Raw genomic sequence first — 22,564 nt, 5'->3', positions numbered from 1 at the left:
ATCAACATTTTAGATCTGACTGTCCGACAATGGAGTGTCGATAATGCGGGAGGTTAAAAAGCTACGGCGCGCGCCGGGGTATGTCCGAGGGTTTTGCCGATGACGTCTGCAGGCCGTGCCGGGCCGTAGAAGAATCCCTGAACCTGGTGGCATCCCAGGCTTTTGAGGTAGGTGAGCTGTTCGTCCGTTTCCACACCCTCCGCCACGATCTGAAGTTTCAGTCCATGGGCCATGGCGACAATGGCGTTTACAATACAGGCACCATCTTCGCCTCTGCGAATGGCTTTGACGAAGGACTGATCCACTTTCAGGGTGTGAATGGGCAGCCGGTGAATGTAGTTCAGGGAGGAGTAGCCGGTGCCGAAATCATCAATGGCAATTCTGACGCCCAATGACGCTAATTCCCGGAGTTTCTGACTGATCTGCTCAAGATCGTTCATGATCACGTTTTCAGTGATCTCGATTTCCAGGTTTTGGGGCGGGAAGCCGTGGGCGTGGAGTTGAGCCATCAGGGTCTCTACAAACCTTGGGTGCTCCACCTGGACCGGGGACAGGTTTACGGCCAGTCGCAGGTCGCTGTGTCCTTCTCGAATCCACTGGCCGACATCGTGGCAGGCCTGGTCGAGTACGCATTCACTGAGTTTGGCAATGAGTTTGGTTTCTTCCGCCAGCGGCAGGAAGTCCCGTGGGTAGAGCAATCCCCTTTCCGGATGTTGCCAGCGCACCAGCGCTTCCAAACCCACCACGCGATTGCTCGAGGAACAGACTTGCGGCTGATAGAACACCCGCAACTCATCGCGCTCCAGCGCCATCCGCAGGTCCCTTTCCAGGCTCAGGCGGTTGGCAGTGTCAATGCTCATGCTTTCCGAGTAGAAACGATAGCCATCCTTGCCCCGTGCTTTGACGTGATACATGGCAATATCGGCGTTCTGGATCAGTTGATCCATGGATTCGCCGGCTTCCGGATAGGTGGCAATGCCAATGCTCACACCCACGAAAACTTCGTGTTCGCCGAGTTGGAAAGGCGCGCGCAGGGCCTTGATCAACTTCTTTGAAATCTGTCGTGCGTCCTCGTAACCGTGGATCGACGGCAACAGCAGAGTGAATTCATCGCCACCGAAGCGTGACAGGGTGTCCCCTTTGCGCAGACACCGTTCCAGTCGCTGTGTGACAGCCTGCAACAGACGATCGCCCATGGCATGTCCCAGCGTGTCGTTGATGACCTTGAAGCGGTCAAGGTCCAGGAACATCACGGCCAGCTTCTGCTCACTGCGGCGCGCGTGGGTGATGGCCAGGTCGAGCCGGTCCTTGAACAGGGCGCGGTTTGGCAGTCGGGTCAGCAAGTCGTGGTAGGCCTGGAAGTTGATAAAGGCTTCCGCTTCCTTACGCTCGGTCACATCGCGGGCAGTGCCGTAGTAGCGTGCCTCGCGGCCATCGTACTTGCCGTCGTCGTGATTGGTGTGGGGCCAGGTTTCCGGGTCAATCGGAAACGCGGTAATTTCAAAGTGTCGGGTGGCTTTGCGGCTGCCTCGGGTCTTGAGGCGAACTTCCAGTGTCCGGGGATTGTCGGCGCTGATATTCGGGCCTTTCAGGGCATAGGTTCCCCGGGCGATGTCCCGGTCATCCAGGATGTGGCGAAAGTGACGCCCGCACAGCTCAGCGGGCTGGTAGCCAAGCAGGCTCTCAATCTTGCTGTTCACAAAACAGAAATGCCCGTCGCCATCGAGCATGAAAACGATATCGGGTGAGCTGTTGACGATGTAGCGATGCAGTTCCTCGGACTTTTCCAGGCGCATTCGTATGTGCTCGTGGGCGCGAAGCAGAGAACGCTTGCCGAGCACGCCGTCGACCGTTGCCAGCAGTTCTTCCGGGTCGAACGGTTTGCGGATATAGTCCAGTGCTCCCCTGCGCAGGGCGCGGCTGACGGAGCTGAATGAGCTTTCACCGCTCACGACAATCACGCCACATTCTGGTTGTTCCGACGACAGGCGCTCCATCACGCCGAATCCGTCCACATCGGGCATGCGAAGATCCAGCATTGCCAGGTCGAACGATTCGGTCTCAAGGATGCGAAAGGCCATACGCCCACCTTCCGCTTCGGTGACCTCGTACCCCTTGCTTCTGAGCAGTGAAGCAAGGCCGGAAAGCAGTCTCGGATCATCGTCGACGACCAGGATGTGCGCCTTTCCGTCGTCGCCGTAAGTCCACTCGGTGCTCGCAGGTTTCATGTCAGTAGCCCGTCGTTTCTTCGTCATTTTTCATCGTTTTTTTTATTTGCCGCCGCGGGAAACAGAATTCGGAATGCTGTCCCTCCGCGCCCCGTGCGGCAACTAATGATGCCCTCCATGTCATCAATCAACTGTTTGACCACGCTCAGACCCAGGCCGCTATGGCCCTTGCCCTTGGTGGATTGAACCGGTGAAAACAAGTGTTTTCGGACCTCGTCGGGAATTCCATTACCGGTGTCCGCCACTTCCAGTTCCACCCAGGTTTTTCCGCTCTGCCAGACTGGTGCCTGTGTGTGAATAGCCACTTCGCCACCGTCAACAAGGCATTCTGCCGCATTACGGACCAGGTTGATAACCACCTGCCGGATGACCGCACCGGGCACGGTAACATCGGTGGGGTCCGCGCACAGGTCAAGCTCCAGCGCCATGTCGTCGCCGCTGAACAGGCTGTCTTCCAGCAAGTCCCGCAGAATTCTCAGTTCGTCATTAAGATTGCAGACGCCGGTCGGGTTTGCTGCATCATGGCCCGGACCCCGGCTGATCTGCAACAGGAGATCCCCCGCGCGATCGAGTTCGTCACGTATGACGTCCAGCTCTTCCTGTACTTCGTCATCATCCAGCCGGTTCCGTAGCTGATAGATATATTGCCGGATGATGGTCAGCGGGTTGCTCACCTCATGGACCTGGCGACGAATGGCCTGTCGGGCCAGTTCCGACTCCATACTGTCCTGGGTACCACTATTGGCTAGCGTGGCAGTGACGGCGTCAGACAGTTTGGCGCTGAACAGGCGACCGATTTCTTCTGTCTGACCGGAACTGTCATGGTCGGTACCGACGACAAAGACGCCAGCACATTGATCTTCCCCCCGAACGGGAATAGCCACCAGAGAAGGGGTTTTCAAGAGAGAAAGCAGCTGGCGGTCCAGCACAGTCGTTGTGCGGTCACCAAGACACAGGGCGGTGCCGCTGCTGTAGGCCTCGGTCAACACGCTGGTGGCCGGCCCGCTGGCAACTGTAAGGTCAGGAGTATCGCCGTTGCTGGCGGATAGCAGTGTCAGCCCGTCTCCGGCCTGGCCAAAATACAGTGCCGGCAGGCCGGTGATCAGTGTCAGGCTGGTGACGGTTGCGGCCAGACTCTCCTGGGCACTGCCGCGAATCGGCGACAGTTCCAACGCCTGGCTGGCCATGGCCTGTTTCAGTATGGTCTGTTTGAGTTTGTGGTTGGAATGGTGGGCGTCGTAGTCTTCCGATAGCGGAATGCCCAGTGACTCGGCCACGCCGCTCACTTCCTGGTCGATCCTGCGGTTGATCTCTCGCGTGAGCTCTTCATTGAGCCCAAAAATGGTCCCCGCCGCCGCAATGCCCGCCGCGTCCGAGAGTGCCAGGCGCGTTGCCAGACTGATCAGTTTGACCAGGTGCCCGGCATCCTGTATTTCCGTTGGCATGGCCTGCTGATAGCGCATAGCGTCAACCGCCATGGGGCCCAGCCCCCATGAATTGACCAGTTCGGCAGCAATATCGGACTGGTGGTCAAAGTAGTATTGCTGGGTTTCTCCAGGCGGTGTTTTCAGTGCGATCAGCTCGCCTACGTTGTGCAACATACCCAACATGAACGCCTGGTCGGGTTCGGGGTAGCGGGTCAGTGTTGCCAGAGCCCTGGCCGTCAGGGCGGTGGTCAGTGAATGGCGCCAGAAGTCCCGCAGCTGTTGCCACTGGTCTGCCCCGAGTTCGTAAAGAATCTGGCGCAATGCAGCAGTCAGAACCAGGGTGTGAAAACGTCGGGTTCCCAGCCGGAGCAGGGCCTGGTCAATGGAACGTATTTGCGAGGTGGGGCCGTACAGTGCCGAGTTGGCGAGGGCGAGAACGCGAGTGACCAGAGCGGTGTCGGCAGACACAATGTCACTTATTCGGCGATAGTTTTCATCCTGATGGCAGGCCTCAAGCGCCCGAAGGGTAACCTCCGGGAGACTCGGTAGCTGTATGTCAGGGGCAATCTGCATAGGCCTGCCTGTGTAACGCGCCAGATATTTCGTTAGTATCTGACGACTTGTTCATAAACATTAACCCGATGGAGCTTAGTCAATAACCTGCATTTATTAAACAGTTATTGGTCCTTTTTTAAGCAGAGTATTACCCGTGTTGTGATGTGTGTAAACTTTTTACAGGTTAAATGTCGCAAAACCGTCCATGATCGGGCATTCAACCCGTCTCTTTTTGTCTACAGTTAGAACTCCGTCCGGGTTACACTTTGACGCAGTACTCAAATTTTACCCGGATCACGTGTCAGTCGACGGACAAGACAGCGCCTATTAAGCATTCATGACCGATTCCCGCACTTCCAGGCACATTCCGAAGCAACCCAGAACACTGGCCATAACCGGTGGCAAAGGTGGCGTCGGAAAAACATCGGTGGCACTGAACCTTTCCCTGACCCTTGCGCGAGAGGGTTACAGAGTATTGTTGCTGGATGGTGACACGGATCTGGCTAATGTCAGTATCATGCTGGGCCGGTATCCGGAGCGCACCCTGGCCAACGTAATGGCCGGTGAGTGCTCTCTCCGCGACGTGATTATGGAAGCGGAGTGGGGTTTGCACATCATTCCCGGCGCCTCGGGAGTTGAACAATGTGTGGATATGGCCGCTGAAGAAAGCCTGCGTGTTCTCAAGGCGTTGTCGAGGCTGGAGAAAAACTACGACTACGTGATCACAGACACGGCCTCCGGTTTGCAGAAGACCGGCATGCACATGATTGCGGCGGCGGAACTGGCCTGCGTCGTGGTCACGCCAGACCCTGCATCGCTGACCGATGCCTTCTCCCTGATAAAACTTCTGATTCGTCGTGGCTACCGAAGGACGCCGAGCGTGTTGGTGAACATGGCCCAGGGTGCAAGTCAGGCTCGATCCGTGTTTCAGCGCCTTGATGCTGCTGCAGTTCGGCACCTGGGGTTGCAGTTGCATTACCTGGGTGCGATCTGGCGTGACGAAACCTTGCGCCAGTCAGTGATGAATCAACGCCCTGTGGCACTGTTGCCGGCTTCTGATCCGTCCAGCCGTCAATTCCGAACATTGGCTGACATGCTGAACGTGCGGCTGCGCCAGTTGCCGCCGCGAAAGGCGGGGATTGCGGCGTATTGGCACCGGGTGTCGTCCGGCCCAGCGGATACGGCGCCTGCGTCCGGCGGTGGCCAGGCAAAAGCACCAAAAGACCCGGCCCAGGAATGCAAGCGGCTGACAGCAGAGCTCGGTGAAATACTGGCTGACAGCAATGATAAGCCGCTGCTGCGTTATGAAGCGTTTCAGGGGCTCTTTGCACTGTTAGGGCGCAGAATGGATGCAGATGCCATTGAGATTATCCAGACCGGTTTAGCCTCTCTCAATTGGGACAAACTGGAAAAGGAACAACGAGAACATATGGCGACTCATCTTCGCCATCTCGCTGCAGAAGTTGACCCTGCGGCAGTTCCCCGTAAGGCGGAAGCAATAGTAAATAAGCCAGAGCGGGAGCCGTACTACGACCGTATCAGTTTTGGTGAACAAAGCCGGTTGATTCGGGCGCTTAAGGAGCAGCCGTCCAATATCTCCCTGGATCAGCTTCTACGCTCGCTGGCGGACACCGACAAGAACGGTTCCTGAGCGCCTTTTATCCGGTTTCTCTCCATTCCTTTTTTTTGCATTTAGTCACCTTATTTTATGGTCATTTTATTGATGCAATTTGTAGCGTAACTTTGCTCTATGTCACCGCACTGTCATTCGGTCTGTGCAAAAATCAGCCTTATTCCCGGAATCGTGGCCCGCAAAATGCAGTAAAACCCACTGCATTTGATGGCTACACAGTGAATTTGAGAAGGAGTTCTCGCCATGGCAACACAGCAGCAACAGAATGGAGCGTCAGCGTCCGGTGTTCTTGAGCAACTACGTGGTAAACACGTGTTGATCACCGGCACCACCGGGTTTCTTGGTAAGGTGGTACTGGAAAAACTGATTCGCACGGTGCCGGATATTGGCGGGATCCATCTGCTTATCCGCGGTAACAAAAGGCATCCGGCAGCGCGGGAACGATTTCTCAATGAGATCGCGAGTTCTTCCGTGTTCGAGCGCCTTAGGCACGATGACAACGAGGCGTTCGAAAGCTTTCTTGAGGAACGCGTTCATTGCATCACCGGCGAAGTGACTGAACCCCGTTTTGGGCTTACGCAGGAGCGGTTCCGTGCTCTTGCCGGGCAGGTCGATGCGTTTATCAATTCCGCAGCCAGCGTAAATTTCCGGGAGGAGCTCGATAAGGCGCTGAAGATCAATACCCTTTGCCTCGAGAACGTTGCCGCTCTGGCGGAGCTCAACAGCACTATGGCGGTCATCCAGGTATCCACCTGCTACGTCAACGGAAAAAATTCCGGTCAGATCACGGAGTCCGTTATCAAGCCGGCGGGAGAGTCTATCCCCCGCAGCACCGACGGATACTATGAAACGGAAGAGCTTGTACACCTTCTGCAGGACAAGATCTCCGACGTGAAGGCCCGATACTCCGGCAAAGTGCTTGAGAAAAAGCTCGTGGACCTGGGTATTCGCGAGGCCAACAACTACGGCTGGAGCGACACCTACACGTTTACCAAATGGCTGGGTGAGCAACTCCTGATGAAAGCCCTTTCCGGGCGCTCACTCACAATTGTTCGCCCTTCCATCATTGAAAGTGCACTGGAAGAACCCTCGCCGGGATGGATTGAAGGTGTGAAGGTGGCGGATGCGATCATACTTGCCTACGCCCGTGAGAAGGTCTCCCTGTTTCCCGGCAAACGCAGCGGTATTATCGACGTGATTCCGGTGGACCTGGTGGCCAACAGCATTATCCTGTCCCTGGCTGAAGCCATTTCCGAGCCTGGGCATCGCCGCATCTATCAATGCTGCAGTGGCGGTTCAAACCCAATTTCGCTGGGCACGTTCATTGACTACCTGATGGCCGAAGCCAAGTCCAACTATGCAGCGTATGACCAGTTGTTCTATCGACGGCCCACGAAACCGTTTGTGGCGGTCAATCGCAAGCTGTTTGATGTTGTGGTTGGCGGGATGCGCGTGCCGTTGTCCATCGCTGGCAAGGCACTGAGGCTGGCTGGCCAGAACCGTGAGCTAAAGGTTCTCAAAAACCTCGATACCACGCGTTCACTCGCCACCATCTTTGGTTTCTACACTGCACCGGATTACATCTTCCGTAACGATTCGCTGATGGCCCTGGCTTCCCGCATGGGTGAACTGGATCGTGTCCTGTTCCCGGTGGATGCACGCCAGATCGACTGGCAGCTGTACCTGTGCAAGATCCACCTCGGAGGTCTTAACCGTTACGCTCTCAAGGAGAGGAAACTGTACAGCCTGCGGGCTGCCCAGACCCGCAAGAAAGCCGCCTGACACCCGGTCAGTCGGCTGTCCTTTCTACCCGTCCCCCCGGTTCCCGGGGGGGCGGAAGCTCACTTGTTGTTTCCGCTGGCGGGTCTATCCTTTAGGGCAGGCTCCAGAACATAGGGTCACCCCTCGTGAGACCGTCATTCTAGCTAAAAGTGCTGGCGGATTGGGACGTTAGTCTAATTCATTGTTCACTGGCACGCGTGTTGAACTATGGGTATCCGTCTTCAGGGCTTTTTTGCCCGTCACGCTCTTTATTAAATAACCGATAATGACAACAGACTCTGACTAATAAGGGGGAGCACAATGACTGATAAACAGGTTTATCCGGTAAGTCCGGACGTGGCCAAACGGGCCCTGCTAAACCGGGATCAGTACGAGAAGATGTACCAACAGTCGGTGAATGACCCGGAGACCTTCTGGGCTGAACACGGCAAGCGACTGGACTGGATCAAGCCCTTCTCGAAGGTGAAAAATACCACCTACGACTACGACAACCTATCCATCAAATGGTTTGAAGACGGCCAACTGAACGCCGCCGCTAACTGCCTGGACCGTCACCTGGAAAAGCGCGGTGATCAGACGGCCATCATTTTCGAGGGCGACGCCCCGGCCGATTCCCGCAACGTGACCTACCGCGAACTGTACGAAGAAACCTGTAAGTTCGCGAACGTTCTGAAAGATCAGGGCGTCAAGAAGGGCGATGTTGTCACTATCTACATGCCCATGATTGTTGAAACGGGTGTTGCCATGCTGGCCTGTGCCCGCATCGGCGCTATCCATTCTGTTGTCTTCGGCGGGTTTTCTCCGGAAGCACTGGGTGCCCGGATTGCTAATGGTAAATCCCGATTCGTGGTAACGGCTGATGAAGGTGTCCGCGGCGGCCGCAAGATTCCTCTCAAGAAAAACGTCGACGCTGCGTTGAGTAAGGAAGCCGGCGCAGATGTGGACAAGGTTATCGTGGTCAAGCGTACCGGCGGTGATGTGCCCTGGAAAGACGGTCGTGACGAGAGTTACGAGGAGCTGATGAAGGGCGCGTCCACGGATTGCCCTGCAGAACCCATGAACGCCGAAGATCCGCTGTTCATGCTGTACACCTCCGGCTCCACTGGCGCCCCGAAAGGCGTATTGCATACCACCGGTGGCTACATGGTCTTTACCTCCATGACCCACGAATACGTCTTCGATTACCACGATGGCGACGTCTACTGGTGTACGGCGGACTTTGGCTGGGTCACCGGTCACAGCTACATTCTGTACGGCCCGCTTGCCAATGGTGCTGTTACCGTCCTGTTTGAAGGTGTACCCAACTACCCGGATACCTCCCGTATGGGTCAGGTGGTGGACAAGCACAAGGTCAATATCCTGTACACCGCACCTACCGCCATCCGTGCCTTGATGGCCGAAGGTGAGTCCTGCATGAACGGCACCACCCGCGACAGTTTGCGCCTGCTGGGTTCGGTGGGTGAGCCGATCAACCCGGAAGCCTGGGAGTGGTACCATCGCGTAATCGGTAACAGCAAGTGCCCGATTGTGGACACCTGGTGGCAGACGGAAACTGGCGGCATCCTGATTTCGCCGCTGCCGGGCGCCATCGATCTGAAACCGGGTTCCGCGACTGTGCCGTTCTTCGGCGTCAAGCCGGCACTGGTGGATAATGACGGCAATATCCTGGAAGGCAAGACTGAGGGCAACCTGGTGATCCTGGACAGCTGGCCTGGCCAGATGCGCACCATCTACGGTGATCATGAGCGCTTCAAGCAAACCTACTTCAGTACCTACAAGGGAATGTACTTTACTGGCGACGGTGCCCGTCGTGATGAAGACGGCTACTACTGGATCACCGGCCGGGTGGACGATGTTCTGAACGTGTCCGGCCACCGCCTGGGGACCGCTGAGGTTGAGAGCGCCCTGGTAGCCCACAACAAGGTTGCCGAAGCAGCTGTGGTTGGTTACCCCCACGAAATCAAGGGGCAGGGTATTTATGTCTATGTAACCCTGGTTCATGGCGAGGAACCCAGCGACGAGTTGAAGAAGGAACTGGTCCAGTGGGTGCGCAAGGAAATCGGGCCGATTGCGTCTCCGGACGTAATTCAGTGGGCGCCTGGACTGCCCAAGACTCGTTCTGGCAAGATTATGCGTCGTATTTTGCGTAAAATCGCATCCAATGAGCACGATCAGCTGGGCGACACCTCCACTCTGGCGGACCCGGGCGTGGTGGATGACCTGATAAGCGGTCGTGCGAACAAGTAAGGCCTGCTTGCTATCAGGCTGTGACCCTGTGAGGAATCTGTTGAATGACACAAACTATTATCGTCGCCGATGATCACCCGCTGTTTCGGGCAGCTCTGAAACAGGCGGTCAGTCAGGCGGTACCTGATGCCAAGACAGTGGAAGTGGACAGCATCAAGGCGCTGCAGGCGGCGGTAGAGTCGCATCCGGATGCGGATCTGGTGTTGCTGGATCTGAACATGCCGGGCGCCCACGGCTTTTCGGGGCTCGTGTTCATGCGCGGGCAGTACCCCGGCCTGCCAGTGGTGGTGGTGTCAGGATCGGAAGAAATGCAGGTGATGCGCCGTTCGATCGACTACGGGGCGTCGGGCTTTATTCCGAAGTCGGCGCCTCTGCCAACCATCACCGAGGCGATTCAGGCAGTCCTGGAAGGGGACGTCTGGTTGCCGGAGGGTGTGGCGGACAAGATCGAGCGGATGCATTCGGACATGACGGACTTCTCCGAAAAACTGGCGTCACTGACGCCGCAGCAGTTCCGGGTGCTGGGTATGCTGGCTGAGGGGCTTTTGAACAAACAGATCGCTTATGATCTGGACGTCTCAGAGGCTACCATCAAGGCCCATATCACGGCGGTGTTCCGGAAGCTGGGGGTTCGCAACCGGACCCAGGCGGTAATTGCGATCCAGCAAATGGAGATAGATCCTTCGGATACGTCGTTGTCTGGTAGCTGATTGGCCCAGAGGTTCTATTGAATTGAAAAAGCGGAAATCCCTGCGAATGGGATTTCCGCTTTTTTTTGTTTGAGCGGGCGTGCTCACTTTTTACTGGCATACCCCAATTTCTTATCCACCAGATTGAACAGCTCCTCACCCTGATGCCAGCGGTCCAGGTTCTCCAGGAACTGGTCGGTCAGCGCCCGTTTCCAGCCGATAAAATCGCCAGACATGTGGGCGGTCATGATGACATTTTCCATATCCCAGAGCGGATGATCCGCCGGTAGGGGCTCTTCCTCGAACACGTCTAGCGCCGCGCCGGCGATGTCGCCGTTGTTCAGGGCGGCAATCAGGTCGTCGGTTTTCACCACGGGCCCGCGACCAATGTTGATCAGGCGGGCGGACTTGCGCATGGCCTTGAAGGCTTTTTCGTTGAATAGGCCTTCGGTCTGGGGGGTCAGTGGGGCGGCGATGACTACGAAATCCGCCAGGCCCAGTTGCTCGGTGAGGTCGTCATTGCCGTGAACCGCGACAAAATCCGGATCGTCGTGGCGGGGTTTGCGGGCAATGCCGTGGGGTTTCAGGCCGGCGGCCTTGCATAGCCGGGCAATCTGCCCGCCGATGGAACCGGCTCCAACGATCAGTACCTGTTTGCCTTCAGCTCTTTCGGTGTCCCGGTGCTGCCATTTGTGCTCAGCCTGCAGGCGCAGGGAGCGGGGGAAATCCTTGGCGAACATCAGAATCGTGCACAGCACGTACTCGGCAATGGTGCGGTCGAAGATACCTCGGGCGTTGGTTACGGTAACGTCGCCTTCAATAAGGTCCGGGAACATCAAGGCATCCACGCCGGCACTGGTGGCGTGAATCCACTGCAGTTTGTCCGCCGACGGCCAGGCGGCGGCCAGGGCCTCGGTACGAAAGTCCGTCACCATCATTACGTCGGTGCCCGGCAAGGTGTCCCGCAGAGTGGGCTCGTCAGAGGCAAAGCGAACCTCTGCTCGTGCCCGCAGGGCATCCATGCCAGGAGGCTCGTTTTCACCGGGCGCTGTCAGAACGGTTACAACCGGTTTGCTGTGTTGGGTCATCTGTCCTCCGCCAATGCAGTTTGTCCGCGTCCGGCCGCGGGAATCGACAGTCCGGATGTCGAGTCTACAGTCTGGTATCTGAGCCTGAACTGGTCAACCTGACCCCATATAAGATAAAGGTCGTAGCCCTTGTTATAGCGGGTACTACGGCGTTTCGTTCCGGTAATCCAATCTTTCTGTTTTATGTCTTGTACGGCCCCTGTTTACTGACTAACCTGCAGGAGTAGCTACTATTTTGCCCCGCGTCCAGGAGGTGTTTATGGCAGAAGCCGCCAATCGAGAAGCCGGCCAGACCAAACCGCGTAAAGTGAAATACCGGAAGAACAAGGCCAGTTGGAACCCGGCGATGCAGGCGGTTCCGGTGCCGGGCATTCGTCGCATGGTGAATATGGCGGCCACCATGAAGGATGTCATTCATCTTTCCATCGGTCAGCCGGATTTGCCAACCCCCAAGCATGTCATTGACGCTTATATTGACGCGCTCAATGCCGGGCAGACGGGGTACACCATGGACGCGGGCCTGCCCGAGTTATTGGTTGCCCTGCGGGATTACTACGGCGCACGCTACGATCGCAAGCTGACCCGGGACAACATCCTGATCACCAGCGGGGCGACCGAGGCGATGTACCTGGCGATCTCTGCGACGTCCGCGCCAGGCCGGCAGTTCATCGTGACTGACCCGTCGTTCCTGCTTTACGCACCGCTGATTCGCATGAACGGTGGTGAGGTCAAGTTTGTGCCCACCCGGGCGGATAACGACCACCAGTTGGATCCGGACGAAGTAATCCGGGCCATGGGGCCGCGCACGTTTGCGCTGATCCTGAACAACCCCAATAACCCCACCGGGGCCGTATACCCCCGCACTACCGTCGAGACCATTCTGGAAGAGTGCGCCTACCGGGGAATCCAGGTATACGCCGACGAGGTCTATGATCACCTCATCTTTGACGATGACGACTTCGCCAGTGTATTGAACTGCTCAATGGACCTGGACAACATCATGTGCATCAGCAGCTTCTCGAAGACCTACAGTATGGCCGGGTTGCGGGTAGGTTGGGTGATTGCAAGCCAGGCGGCGATCAAGTCGCTGCGGCGTTTTCACATGTTCACCACCTCTGTCGCCAACACGCCGTCCCAGTTCGCGGGCGTCGCGGCACTCACCGGAGACCAGCAATGCGTCAAGAACATGGTGGACATCTACCGTGAACGCCGCGACAAGGTGGTGGAATTGGTCGACCAGACACCGTATCTGACAGGGTACAAACCCGGTGGCGCCTTCTTTGCATTCCCGGATTTGCCGCCCCACGTGGACGGCTCCGATCTGGCGCTGAGAATGCTCAAGGAAACGGGTGTTTGCCTGGTGCCGGGAGATGCCTTCGGGGAAGGGTGCACGAACGCCGTTCGGATCAGTTTCTCGACCACGTGCGAGAAACTGGATGAAGCCTTCGACCGGATCATCCCCTGGATGGCCAAGCAGCAGTTCTGACCGTCATGTCGGCTCTGGACTCAGTGCTTGTGCAATGCCCCTACTGTTGGGAGACGCTGGATCTCAGCGTCGACCCTTCGGTGGAAGATCAGGAGTACGTGGAGGACTGCCAGGTGTGCTGTCAGCCCATCCTGGTCCACGTGGTCCTCGACGAGAACCTGACCCCCTCCGTGACCGTCCGGGCCGAGAACGAATAACCGCCCGCCAACCTTCGGCGGTGTCTATTCATTCCTGAACGATGATTAACCTGCCCGGCTTGCCCGGGCAGCCACCTTGGCTCAGGATAGGAGGAACTGCAAAGGAGAGTCTTTCGATGGTCAACGCATCAACCCGCCTGTTTTCGGCCGTTATTCTGTTATCCATGTTTGTTCTAGGCGGCTGTGCCAGCCTGTCACCCTATTCCATTTCCGAAGCGACGTTGGAGCGCCACTTTCAGGATACCGTCAGTGACTTTGATCGCCGGCAGCTGCAGAGCGGGTCGCCACTTAGCCTGAGCCTGAGCAATGCGGACATTACCCTTGGCCCGGATGGCCGTGACGTGGCGGTCATTGACCTGAGAGGACAGGTCGCCCTGAATGCGCTGATGGCAAAGCTGCCAGTCGATATTGCCCTGAAAGTGGAAGGAGCGCCTGTTTACGACAGTAAGGAGAAAGCGATCTACATTCGGCGGCTGCAACTGTTGGAAAGCAGCATCGATTCGTCGTTTTTCAAAGGGGATCTCAAACCGGTTACGGATAACGTCATGCGGGTGGTTGCCCAGATGCTGGAAACCATGCCGGTGTATCGGCTGGATGAAGCGGACTTCACCCAGCGAATGTTCGGCATGGTGCCCATGGACGTGAGGGTTGCGCCCGGGCGGCTTGAATTCGTTATGGCCGAGTAAGTGATTCCAGGCGTTCGCGCACGGCGGCGCCGATTTCCTGTGTACCCCTGGATTTGCCGGCGTTCTCCGCCAGATCAGCGGCTACTGCGTCAAACAATTCCCGCCCGGCAGCGGCCACAGCCGGGTCCTTCCGCCCCAGCCACTCCAGCATGCGTGCCGTGGTGAACAGCATTGCTGTGGGGTCAGCCAGGCCCTGGCCGGCAATATCCGGTGCGCTGCCATGGGTTGGTTCGAACATCGAGGGCATGCCGTTTTCGTCGGGGTTCAGGTTGCAGGAGGGCGCCACGCCCATGCCGCCGGACAATACGGCTGCCAGGTCGGTCAGGATGTCACCCTGCAGGTTGCTGGCCACCACCACATCGAACGCCCAGGGCGCCTGAACGAACTTCATGCAGGCCGCATCCACCAGTTCGTGGTGCGTTGCTACGTCGGGGTACTGTTTCGCCATTTCTTCGAAGGCTTCGGTGTACATGTCTCCCCAATAGCGCAGGGCATTGCGTTTGGTCACGATGCACACCTGGCTTTCGCAGGTTTTACCGTCCAGAGTACGGAAGTGTCGGGTGCGGCCTTCTTCGGCGCGTGCGGCGGCTCGCAGGCGGGCCTGCTCGAAGCCATAGCGGATAATCCGGTCGGTCGCCCGGCGGGTGAATACTTCCATCTGGGTAGCCACTTCATCCGGTGCGCCCTTACGGAGCCGCCCGCCCTGGCTAACGTACTCGCCCTCGCTGTTTTCTCGAATCACCAGCATGTCGATGTCCTTGGCGCGTTCATCCGCCAGATACTGGCGAGCACCGGGAAGCAGCCTGGCGGGCCGTTCGCAGACCCACTGATCAAATCCCTTGCGCATGTCCAGCAGGGGGGCCAGGGAGATACTGTCTGGCAGCAGGTAACGGTCCGGGTCGTCGACCGGGCCGGGGTCGCCCAGAGCGCCAAGGAGAATGGCGTCATAGGATTTCAATTGGTCCAGAGCATCAGCCGGCATGGATTCGCCGTTCTCTTCGTGCCAGGCATGGGATGGCCAGGGAAAGCGTGTCCACTCCATCGGCAAATCGTGTCGTTTGCGCAGGGTCTCCAGGCAGTGTACCGCCTCGGCAACCACTTCAGGACCGATGCCATCACCGGGGGTCACCGCAATTCGGGTTTTCTGGGCCATTCCGGATACTCCTTCCTGTTGCTGTGATCGTAGCGTCAGTTGTGTGATTCAGTGTAGTCATGTGCCATGGGGATTCCACACCATTTAACCCCTCGTTTGTTTTACCAGTTATGGATTGCTGGTTATAGTGCTGTGGTTGACTAATTTTACTGAGGATTTACCTTGTTCTATCGCCTGATTACCGTCGTTGGCGGACTGTTGTTTGTCATCATCCTGTTCGCCCTGATCTGGTTCTTCTGCAAACAGTTCCTGCTTCGCCATGGCGTCAAGGAACAGGTGTCTGATCGCGCCACGGTGCTGGCCACCTGGACATTTGCGGGCGTCAGCGTGGGGCTGGTGTTTGCGGTGTTGGGTGCCTTTATTCTTGGCCCCTGGGCGTTTTATCGCACCTTGCGCGGACATGACACTGAAGTGTCTGACGGCGCAGCGATCTGGTGGGGCTTCGGCATTGTTGTAGCGTCACTGGGGATTACCGCCGCCGGATTTCTTGGTTTCCTGAAACTGGTGGGGGCATACTGACTGAAGGCACTTACACGACGCTGGCCAACTGGCCCCGGAACCAGATAAGCGCTGGCTCCCGCTCATAGGCCTTGTGCCAGTACAGATGCACATCGATACCGGGCAGGTCTACCGGAGTGGTCAGAATATCGATGTCAGCCCGTTCCGCGATGATCCGCGCGTAGTTTTCCGGCATGGTCAGCAACAGGTCGGTTCCCTCAGCCACCCGGCAGGCGGCGTAGTAATGCTGGCACCTCAGGCGTATGTCTCGTTGCACCCCAAACCGCGATAACTCGAAATCCTCAATGCCAGGTCCTTCCGAGCGGGACGAAACCAGTACATGCTTGGCTTCGAGATACTTGTCCAAGGTCAGGCCGTCGCTGGTGAGCGGGTGGCCCTTTCTCGCCAGCACCACCAGCCTGTCGTGTCGCAATAGTTCATGACCTGTCTGATTGCTGACGGGCAACAGCACATCCACCGCAAAATCCAGTTTGCCCGCTGCTAGCTGGGTTTCCATATCCCGCCGGGGCACCCGCTGGCTGACAATCTCCAACTCAGGGTAGCTTTCCAGCCGGCCCATCAGTTTGGGCAGGAACGTCGACTCGAGGATATCCCGCAAGGCCAGCGAGTAGGTTTTGCGCTGATTGGCAGGGTCGAAGGCGTGGAACTGGTTGACCGCACTCTGTATCTGGGTCAGCCCTGGGCGCATGGACTCCAGGAAACGACGGGCCAGGGGAGTGGGCACCATCTGGTTGCCCTGACGGCTGAACAGCGGATCGTCAAAATGTTCTCTCAGGCGTGAAAGAGAGTGGCTGACTGCTGGCTGAGTGAGATGCAGGGCTCGGGCCGCGCGGGTGAGGCTACCTTCCCGGTAGATGGTGTCGAAAACGTGCAACAGGTTCAGATCCAGTCGATTGAGTGCCACGGGCGCCTCCACTTAGCGAATAAGTAATTTTTATGATAAACGATAAGAATTATTCAGTCGCGTAATAGTGGACAGAAAACTAGACTGGCTTCATATCGGTCAAACCAAGAGGACATGGCAATGGATTTCAGTATTTCCGAGAAGGGCCAGGACTATCTCAAGCGTGTCAAAACTTTCATGCAGGAAGAGATTTTCCCGATTGAAGAGCAGTACCACAAGGAACTGATGGCGCAGGAAAACCGCTGGGTGGTGTTGCCCATCATCAAGGAGCTGAAAGCAAAGGCCAAAGCTCAGGGCCTGTGGAACATGTTCTTCCCGGATGAAAAACATGGGTGTGGGCTTCTCAACTCCGACTACGCCCTGATTGCCGAAGAAACCGGCCGCAGTTTCATCGCCCCGGAGATATTCAACTGCAACGCGCCAGATACCGGCAATATGGAAGTGCTGATTCACTACGGTTCTGAAGAGCAGAAAGCCGAATGGCTGCCCCGTCTGCAAAGCGGTGAAGTACGCTCCGCTTTCTGCATGACAGAACCAGCTGTGGCATCTTCAGACGCCACCAACATGGAAGCCACGGCCACTGTGGATGGCGACGAGGTTGTTCTCAACGGTCGCAAATGGTGGAGCACCGGCGTTGGCCACCCGGATTGCAAGGTTGCCATCTTCATGGGCCTGACCGATCCGGATGCCCATAAGCACCGCCGCCATTCCATGGTGTTGGTGCCGCTGGATACCCCTGGGGTCAAAATTGAGCGAATGCTGCCGGTGTTTGGCGCCTATGATGAGCCCTACGGTCACGGTGTTGTGTCCTTTGACAACGTGCGCCTGCCCAAGACTGCATTTATTGCGGGCCCCGGCCGTGGCTTCGAGATTGCCCAGGGCCGTCTTGGACCGGGGCGTGTTCACCACTGCATGCGTGCCATTGGGGCGGCGGAGCGTACTCTGGAGTTGATGATCAAAAGGGCGACCAGTCGTGAGGCGTTTGGTCGGTCGATCGCTAAACTGGGCGGTAATCCGGATGTGATTGCCAATGCCCGTATGGCGATTGAGCAGGCGCGTTTGCTGACGCTGAAATGCGCCTGGGCATTGGATACCAAGGGTATCTCTGGAGCCTTGCAGGAAGTGTCCATGATTAAGGCGGTGATTCCGAAGATGCTTCAGCAGATTGTGGACGATACGATTCAGATTCACGGTGGTGCTGGTGTCAGCGACGATGATTTCCCACTGACTCAGCTGTTCGCCTATGCTCGGGTTTTGCGCCTGGCTGATGGCCCGGATGAGGTTCACCGTGCGATGGTTGCTCGTCTGGAGCTGGCAAAGTACCGGAAGTGAGCCCGCTAGTTTCGGAGTGTGAGCGGACGGACGGGGTGTTCTGAAACACGCTCCTTCGGCACATCCATGTGACGCTTGGACTCCGCCATCCATGGCTCCGTACAGTTTCAGAACACCCCGTCCGTCCGCTCAGTCAAACCTTGCGAGTTGGCTTTTCGGGGTTTCAGCTCTTGCACGGATTAAGATAACTAAGACAACGGTGAAACACAGATGACACAGCGAGTATTTATAACCGGCGGGGCCAGCGGCCTGGGCCGGGCTATTGCATTGCGGTATGCCAAAGAAGGCGCCAAGGTCTGTATTGGCGATATTAATCCCGAGCAGGGCATTGCCGTAGAGCAGGAGATCAACAATGCGGGTGGCGAAGGTTACTTTGTTGAGTGCGATGTGCGCCGACTGACCGACCTTGAGAAGATCTGCGAGGACCTCACCGGCAAATGGGGTGGGGTAGACGTGGTGGTGAACAACGCTGGTGTCGCCTCCGCGGGCTCCATCGAAGACACCACCATGGCCGATTGGGAATGGATCATGGACATCAACGTGTTGGGTGTCGTTCGGGGCTGCAAGGCGTTTACCCCGCAGTTCAAGAAACAAGGTTCTGGCACGTTTGTGAACATTGCCTCCATGGCCGGGCTTATGCTCGCGCCGTTGATGGACAGCTACAATGTGTCCAAGGCCGGTGTGATTGCGCTCTCGGAAACCCTCAGCCAGGAGCTGCGAGACTCCGGTATACACGTTAGCTGCGTATGCCCGGCGTTTTTCCAGACCAATCTGACCAGCAGCATGCGGTCGGATATTCCGGGCATTCAGCAGAACGTCAACAAACTGATGAAACGCTCCACCATCACTGCTGAAAACGTGGCCGATGACATCGTTCGTTCGGTAGAGAAAGGCGATTTCTGGGTGCTGCCACACGCCAAAGAGCGTCGCATGTGGGTACTCAAACGCCACGCGCCCAAGGCGTTTGACTGGTTGATGTACCAGGAAAGCAAGCGCTGGATGAAGAAAATGGGCGGCAAGGCCTAAGTCATTATTTAACACAGAATCAGGAAGTAAGGGAGAGCCGTATGACCCAGATCGACCAGGCTGTTGATATCCGCGAAGGTGAAGAGCTGGATATTGCGGCCGTTGACCGCTTCATGAAGCAGGCCATCCCGGACCTGGAAGGCGCGCCTGCGATCAAACAGTATCCCGGTGGCGCATCCAATCTGACGTACCAGGTGGACTATGGCGATCGTTCTTACGTGTTGCGCCGCCCGCCGTTTGGCCATATTGCCAAGTCTGCCCACGACATGTTGCGGGAAGCCAAGGTGATGCGGGCTCTCAAGCCCGAATTCCCATATGTTCCGAACATTGTCGCCATCTGCGACGACCACGACGTTCTGGGCTGCGATTTTTACATCATGGAGCGCCTGAAAGGCATCATCCTGCGCCAGGATTTCCCCAAGGACTTTGAGCTCAGTGAGGCGGATACCCGCAAGCTGTGCCTGAATGTGATCGACAAACTGGTGGACCTGCACAATGTCGATGCCAAGGCCACCGGCCTTGATAAGTTGGGTAAGGGCGCCGGTTATGTGCAGCGCCAGATTGGTGGCTGGAGTGACCGTTTCCGCAAGGCGAAGACGGATGACGTGGGTGACTTTGAAACGGTGATGGGCTGGCTGAACGACAAGATGCCGGACGACGTTGCCCAGGTGGTCATTCACAACGACTACCGCTTCGACAATGTGGTGCTCAATCAGGACAACCCGTTCGAGGTGATTGGTGTTCTTGATTGGGAAATGGCGACCATCGGCGACCCGCTGATGGATCTCGGCAACAGCCTGGCCTACTGGATTGAGGCCGACGACGAGGGCCCGTTCCAGATGTTGCGTCGACAGCCGACCCACCAGCCGGGCATGCTGACCCGCAAGGAAGTGGTCGCTTACTACGCGGAGAAATCCAGCCGCAAGATCGACAACTTCGATTTCTACGAGATCTATGGCCTGTTCCGGCTGGCGGTGATCGTCCAGCAGATCTATTACCGTTTTTACCATGGCCAGACCAAAGACAAGCGATTCGCCGCCTTTGGCCATGCCGCGAACTACCTGGAAAAACGCTGTCAGCGACTGATCGAGGCGAGTGACCTGTAATGGCAACGATCTATCTGATTCGCCACGGGCAGGCCAGTTTCGGCAAGGAAAACTATGACCAGCTTTCTCCTCGTGGCTGGGAGCAGGGGCGTGTCCTCGGCCGGTGGCTTGCGGGCAAGGTGACGCCCAACGCGGTCTTCGGCGGCAACATGGAGCGCCATAGGGAAACGGTAGAGGCGATCGCCAGTGGTTACGGTGATGCACTGCCAGACATGCTGGCGGTGGATGGCTTCAACGAGTTTGATCATACCCAGGTGGTGGAGCGTTTGCGCCCCGAGTGGCAAGACCGCGAACGCATGGCGCGTGATCTGGCAGCCTTCCCCAAGCCGGCAAGGGCGTTCCAGCAGGTGTTCGAGGAAGCCATGCAGCGCTGGGTCAGTGGCGGACACGATCACGAATACACCGAAAGTTGGCAAGCGTTCCGTCAGCGGGTGATTACGTCGCTGGAGCAACTGATTGAGTATGCCGATGGTGGCGAGACCCTGGTATCCACATCCGGCGGCCCGATTGCCGTGATCGCCCAGCATCTTCTGGAACTGAGTGATCGCAAGGCCCTGGATATGAATTCCGTGATTGCCAATACCAGTGTTACCCGGGTTCTGCATTCCGGGGCCCGGCGCAGCCTGGCGGTGTTCAACAATTACAGTCACCTGGAAGCCGAAGATCCCTCCCTGGTGACCTTCCGATAACGAACTGAGGTGAAGAATGAGTAAGCAAGACCTGTTTGATCTGAGTGGGAAAGTGGCCCTGATTACCGGCGCCAGCCGTGGCATCGGCGAGAGCATTGCTCGCACCCTGGCGAACTACGGCGCCCATGTGATTGTCAGCAGCCGCAAGATTGACGGTTGCGAGGCGGTTGCCAGTAGCATCCGCGAAGCCGGGGGCAGCGCCGAAGCCTATGCCTGCCACATTGGCGAAATGGATCAGATTGAAGACATCTGGCAGCACATCGAATCGAAACACGGCAAGCTGGATGTTCTGGTGAACAACGCCGCAGCCAACCCCTATTTCGGCCCCATCGAAGACACGGATCTGGGCGCCTACCACAAGACGGTGGACGTGAACATTCGCGGCTATTTCTTCATGTGTGCCCGCGGCGCACAGATCATGAAGAAGAATGGCGGTGGGTCCATTATCAACGTGGCCTCGGTCAATGGCGTCAACCCTGGCCATTTCCAGGGTATTTATTCCGTCACCAAAGCAGCGGTGATATCCATGACAAAGTCCTTCGCCATGGAACTGGGGCAGCAGAAGGTTCGGGTAAACGCCCTGCTGCCGGGGCTGACCGACACCAAGTTCGCCAGTGCGCTGACCAGCAACGAAGCCATCAAGAAGCAGGCGATGGCCCACATCCCCATGAAGCGGGTGGCAGACCCGGACGAAATGGCCGGCACGGTCCTTTACCTGGCGTCGGGTGCTTCCAGCTATACCACAGGCACCTGCATTAACGTGGACGGCGGTTACCTGACGATCTGAGCCGGGCGTCCTGACGTTAGCCGTTAAGGCTTCCGGTACCCTCGCTGGTGCAGGCGAGGGTATCGAAATCGCCCTGCATGGTTGCCGCCTGTTCCAGCAAGTGGTCAAGGTGGCGCTGGTCGGCCTGCTGCAGTAAATCGGTCATCAGGCCGGCCATGGCTGCCCGGCTTTTTGACATCATCCGCTGGTATCGTTCCCCCCGAACTTCTTCGTAGTTGCTCATTAGATAATGAACTCGATCTGAAAAATCGTCGCTGTCTCGCGTTGTCAGGGCATCGATTAACGCCTGTTGCCAATTCCGACGCCCCTCCAGCCAGATTTCAGTCTGCTTGCCCCGGCCTTCCGACCAGGCGTTGACCGTGTCACGCTGTCGCTCGTTGAGGGACCCCAGCCAGCGTTCAACCCGTTCCATCGTGCGCTCGGCCCGGGCTTCCCGGGTTTGTTCCGGGTTGTCCGCCAGGAACTCGTCTTCCAGCTCTTTTTGGCTCTCTTCCATATTGCTGGCCAATTGTTGAACCTGTTCATCGCTGAGGCTTGATAACAGGCGTGTGGCTGCCGGCCTTGCGCGCTCCATGAGTGGGGGAAAAAAGGAAAGCAGCTGTTCCTGGTGGTGGGTAACGGTGGATTGACTCAGGTTGCCAGAGCGAACATCGCTTTTTAACTGGGCAAGCCACTCGGAATAGCGTGGCAATTCAGTGGCGCAATGCCATTGGCGGAGGCCACGGATGTCCTGCTCAAGCCGGGATTCCTGTTCGGCGGTCATGGGTATGTAGTCGTCCACCCACCAGACGATGCCCCAGTCCGCATAGCGATACGCCATCTTGGTGGAGCTGCAGCCGGCCAGGAGTGCCAGGCCCAGCAACGCAATGGAAACAATCCGAATCATGACCGGTCCTCGGGAAAAGCGGGTAACCTGATCCAAAAACGATGAGTGACGTATAACACCTCAGAGTCAGGTTGAAGAGTTGATTCTTTGCATCTTTTGAAAAAACTTGCCCCGGTTGAACCGGGGCTTTTTTATGGTTCATCG

General features: G+C 57.2%; 19 protein-coding genes. 13 read left to right on the top strand and 6 right to left on the bottom strand.

From position 1 onward, the window contains the following. Positions 1-53 precede the first annotated feature (53 nt). On the bottom strand, positions 54-2,228 hold the full coding sequence (locus B2590_RS15275; protein WP_286811771.1) for an EAL domain-containing response regulator: 2,175 nt from the start codon (positions 2,226-2,228) through the stop codon (positions 54-56). A gap of 23 nt (positions 2,229-2,251) precedes the next feature. Continuing rightward, a complete protein-coding gene (locus B2590_RS15270; protein WP_278366803.1) occupies positions 2,252-4,228 on the bottom strand; it encodes an HDOD domain-containing protein in 1,977 nt (658 codons plus the stop codon). Between the two features lie 319 nt (positions 4,229-4,547). Here B2590_RS15270 and B2590_RS15265 point away from each other — a divergent pair, with 319 nt between their 5' ends. The 4 genes from B2590_RS15265 to B2590_RS15250 all read left to right on the top strand — a co-directional run bounded on the left by B2590_RS15265 (position 4,548) and on the right by B2590_RS15250 (position 10,582). After that, positions 4,548-5,861 carry an AAA family ATPase gene (locus tag B2590_RS15265; protein WP_085681467.1) on the top strand — a complete coding sequence of 438 codons (1,314 nt, stop codon included), beginning with the start codon at positions 4,548-4,550 and terminating at the stop codon, positions 5,859-5,861. A gap of 225 nt (positions 5,862-6,086) precedes the next feature. Next, positions 6,087-7,625, top strand: a complete 1,539-nt coding sequence (locus B2590_RS15260) for a fatty acyl-CoA reductase (protein ID WP_036204264.1) — start codon at positions 6,087-6,089, stop codon at positions 7,623-7,625. 300 nt (positions 7,626-7,925) lie between these two features. Then, positions 7,926-9,872 carry an acetate--CoA ligase gene (acs, locus tag B2590_RS15255; RefSeq protein WP_286811763.1) on the top strand — a complete coding sequence of 649 codons (1,947 nt, stop codon included), beginning with the start codon at positions 7,926-7,928 and terminating at the stop codon, positions 9,870-9,872. Positions 9,873-9,916: 44 nt separating this feature from the next. Next, positions 9,917-10,582, top strand: a complete 666-nt coding sequence (locus B2590_RS15250; RefSeq protein WP_007152036.1) for a LuxR C-terminal-related transcriptional regulator — start codon at positions 9,917-9,919, stop codon at positions 10,580-10,582. Positions 10,583-10,665: 83 nt separating this feature from the next. Here B2590_RS15250 and B2590_RS15245 read toward each other — a convergent pair whose 3' ends face one another. After that, complete coding sequence (locus B2590_RS15245; protein ID WP_085681465.1) at positions 10,666-11,649, bottom strand: D-2-hydroxyacid dehydrogenase; 984 nt, start codon at positions 11,647-11,649, stop codon at positions 10,666-10,668. 259 nt (positions 11,650-11,908) lie between these two features. Between B2590_RS15245 and B2590_RS15240 the strand changes: the two genes are divergently transcribed. From B2590_RS15240 to B2590_RS15230, 3 genes are all read left to right on the top strand, one after another. Next, entirely contained in the window at positions 11,909-13,135 is a 1,227-nt protein-coding gene (locus B2590_RS15240; RefSeq protein WP_286811764.1) for a pyridoxal phosphate-dependent aminotransferase, read from the top strand. A gap of 5 nt (positions 13,136-13,140) precedes the next feature. Further along, positions 13,141-13,332: a CPXCG motif-containing cysteine-rich protein gene (locus tag B2590_RS15235; protein ID WP_007152033.1), complete on the top strand. Its 192-nt coding sequence runs from the start codon at positions 13,141-13,143 to the stop codon at positions 13,330-13,332. 116 nt (positions 13,333-13,448) lie between these two features. After that, the gene (locus tag B2590_RS15230; protein ID WP_036204273.1) at positions 13,449-14,018 is read left to right on the top strand and encodes a DUF1439 domain-containing protein; all 570 of its coding nucleotides are present in this window, start codon (positions 13,449-13,451) and stop codon (positions 14,016-14,018) included. Here the strand turns inward: B2590_RS15230 and B2590_RS15225 are convergent. Beyond that, the gene (locus B2590_RS15225) at positions 14,005-15,171 is read right to left on the bottom strand and encodes an isocitrate/isopropylmalate dehydrogenase family protein (RefSeq protein WP_036204275.1); all 1,167 of its coding nucleotides are present in this window, start codon (positions 15,169-15,171) and stop codon (positions 14,005-14,007) included. The genes B2590_RS15230 and B2590_RS15225 overlap by 14 nt on opposite strands. Before the next feature lie 162 nt (positions 15,172-15,333). Between B2590_RS15225 and B2590_RS15220 the strand changes: the two genes are divergently transcribed. Continuing rightward, entirely contained in the window at positions 15,334-15,690 is a 357-nt protein-coding gene (locus tag B2590_RS15220) for a hypothetical protein (protein WP_036204277.1), read from the top strand. Between the two features lie 10 nt (positions 15,691-15,700). Here B2590_RS15220 and B2590_RS15215 read toward each other — a convergent pair whose 3' ends face one another. After that, entirely contained in the window at positions 15,701-16,594 is an 894-nt protein-coding gene (locus B2590_RS15215) for a LysR family transcriptional regulator (RefSeq protein ID WP_286811765.1), read from the bottom strand. Positions 16,595-16,714: 120 nt separating this feature from the next. Here B2590_RS15215 and B2590_RS15210 point away from each other — a divergent pair, with 120 nt between their 5' ends. The 5 genes from B2590_RS15210 to B2590_RS15190 all read left to right on the top strand — a co-directional run bounded on the left by B2590_RS15210 (position 16,715) and on the right by B2590_RS15190 (position 21,534). Next, positions 16,715-17,926, top strand: a complete 1,212-nt coding sequence (locus B2590_RS15210) for an acyl-CoA dehydrogenase family protein (protein ID WP_286811766.1) — start codon at positions 16,715-16,717, stop codon at positions 17,924-17,926. Positions 17,927-18,136: 210 nt separating this feature from the next. Then, positions 18,137-18,952 (top strand): SDR family oxidoreductase, encoded by an 816-nt coding sequence (locus B2590_RS15205; RefSeq protein ID WP_286811767.1) that lies wholly within the window; start codon positions 18,137-18,139, stop codon positions 18,950-18,952. A 41-nt stretch (positions 18,953-18,993) separates the two neighbouring features. After that, positions 18,994-20,058, top strand: coding sequence for a phosphotransferase family protein (locus B2590_RS15200; RefSeq protein WP_286811768.1), 1,065 nt, complete (start codon positions 18,994-18,996; stop codon positions 20,056-20,058). Then, the gene (locus tag B2590_RS15195; RefSeq protein ID WP_286811769.1) at positions 20,058-20,747 is read left to right on the top strand and encodes a histidine phosphatase family protein; all 690 of its coding nucleotides are present in this window, start codon (positions 20,058-20,060) and stop codon (positions 20,745-20,747) included. The genes B2590_RS15200 and B2590_RS15195 overlap by 1 nt, the downstream gene beginning before the upstream one ends. Before the next feature lie 16 nt (positions 20,748-20,763). Then, positions 20,764-21,534 (top strand): SDR family oxidoreductase, encoded by a 771-nt coding sequence (locus B2590_RS15190; RefSeq protein ID WP_036204289.1) that lies wholly within the window; start codon positions 20,764-20,766, stop codon positions 21,532-21,534. A gap of 16 nt (positions 21,535-21,550) precedes the next feature. Here B2590_RS15190 and B2590_RS15185 read toward each other — a convergent pair whose 3' ends face one another. Continuing rightward, positions 21,551-22,420 (bottom strand): DUF6279 family lipoprotein, encoded by an 870-nt coding sequence (locus tag B2590_RS15185; protein WP_286811770.1) that lies wholly within the window; start codon positions 22,418-22,420, stop codon positions 21,551-21,553. Positions 22,421-22,564: the final 144 nt, after the last annotated feature.

It is taken from the genome of Marinobacter sp. UBA3604 (assembly GCF_002375325.1).
Lineage (GTDB): Bacteria > Pseudomonadota > Gammaproteobacteria > Pseudomonadales > Oleiphilaceae > Marinobacter > Marinobacter salarius.
Note: the sequence above shows the minus strand (reverse complement) of the source record. Positions and strands in the feature narration are given on the sequence as shown.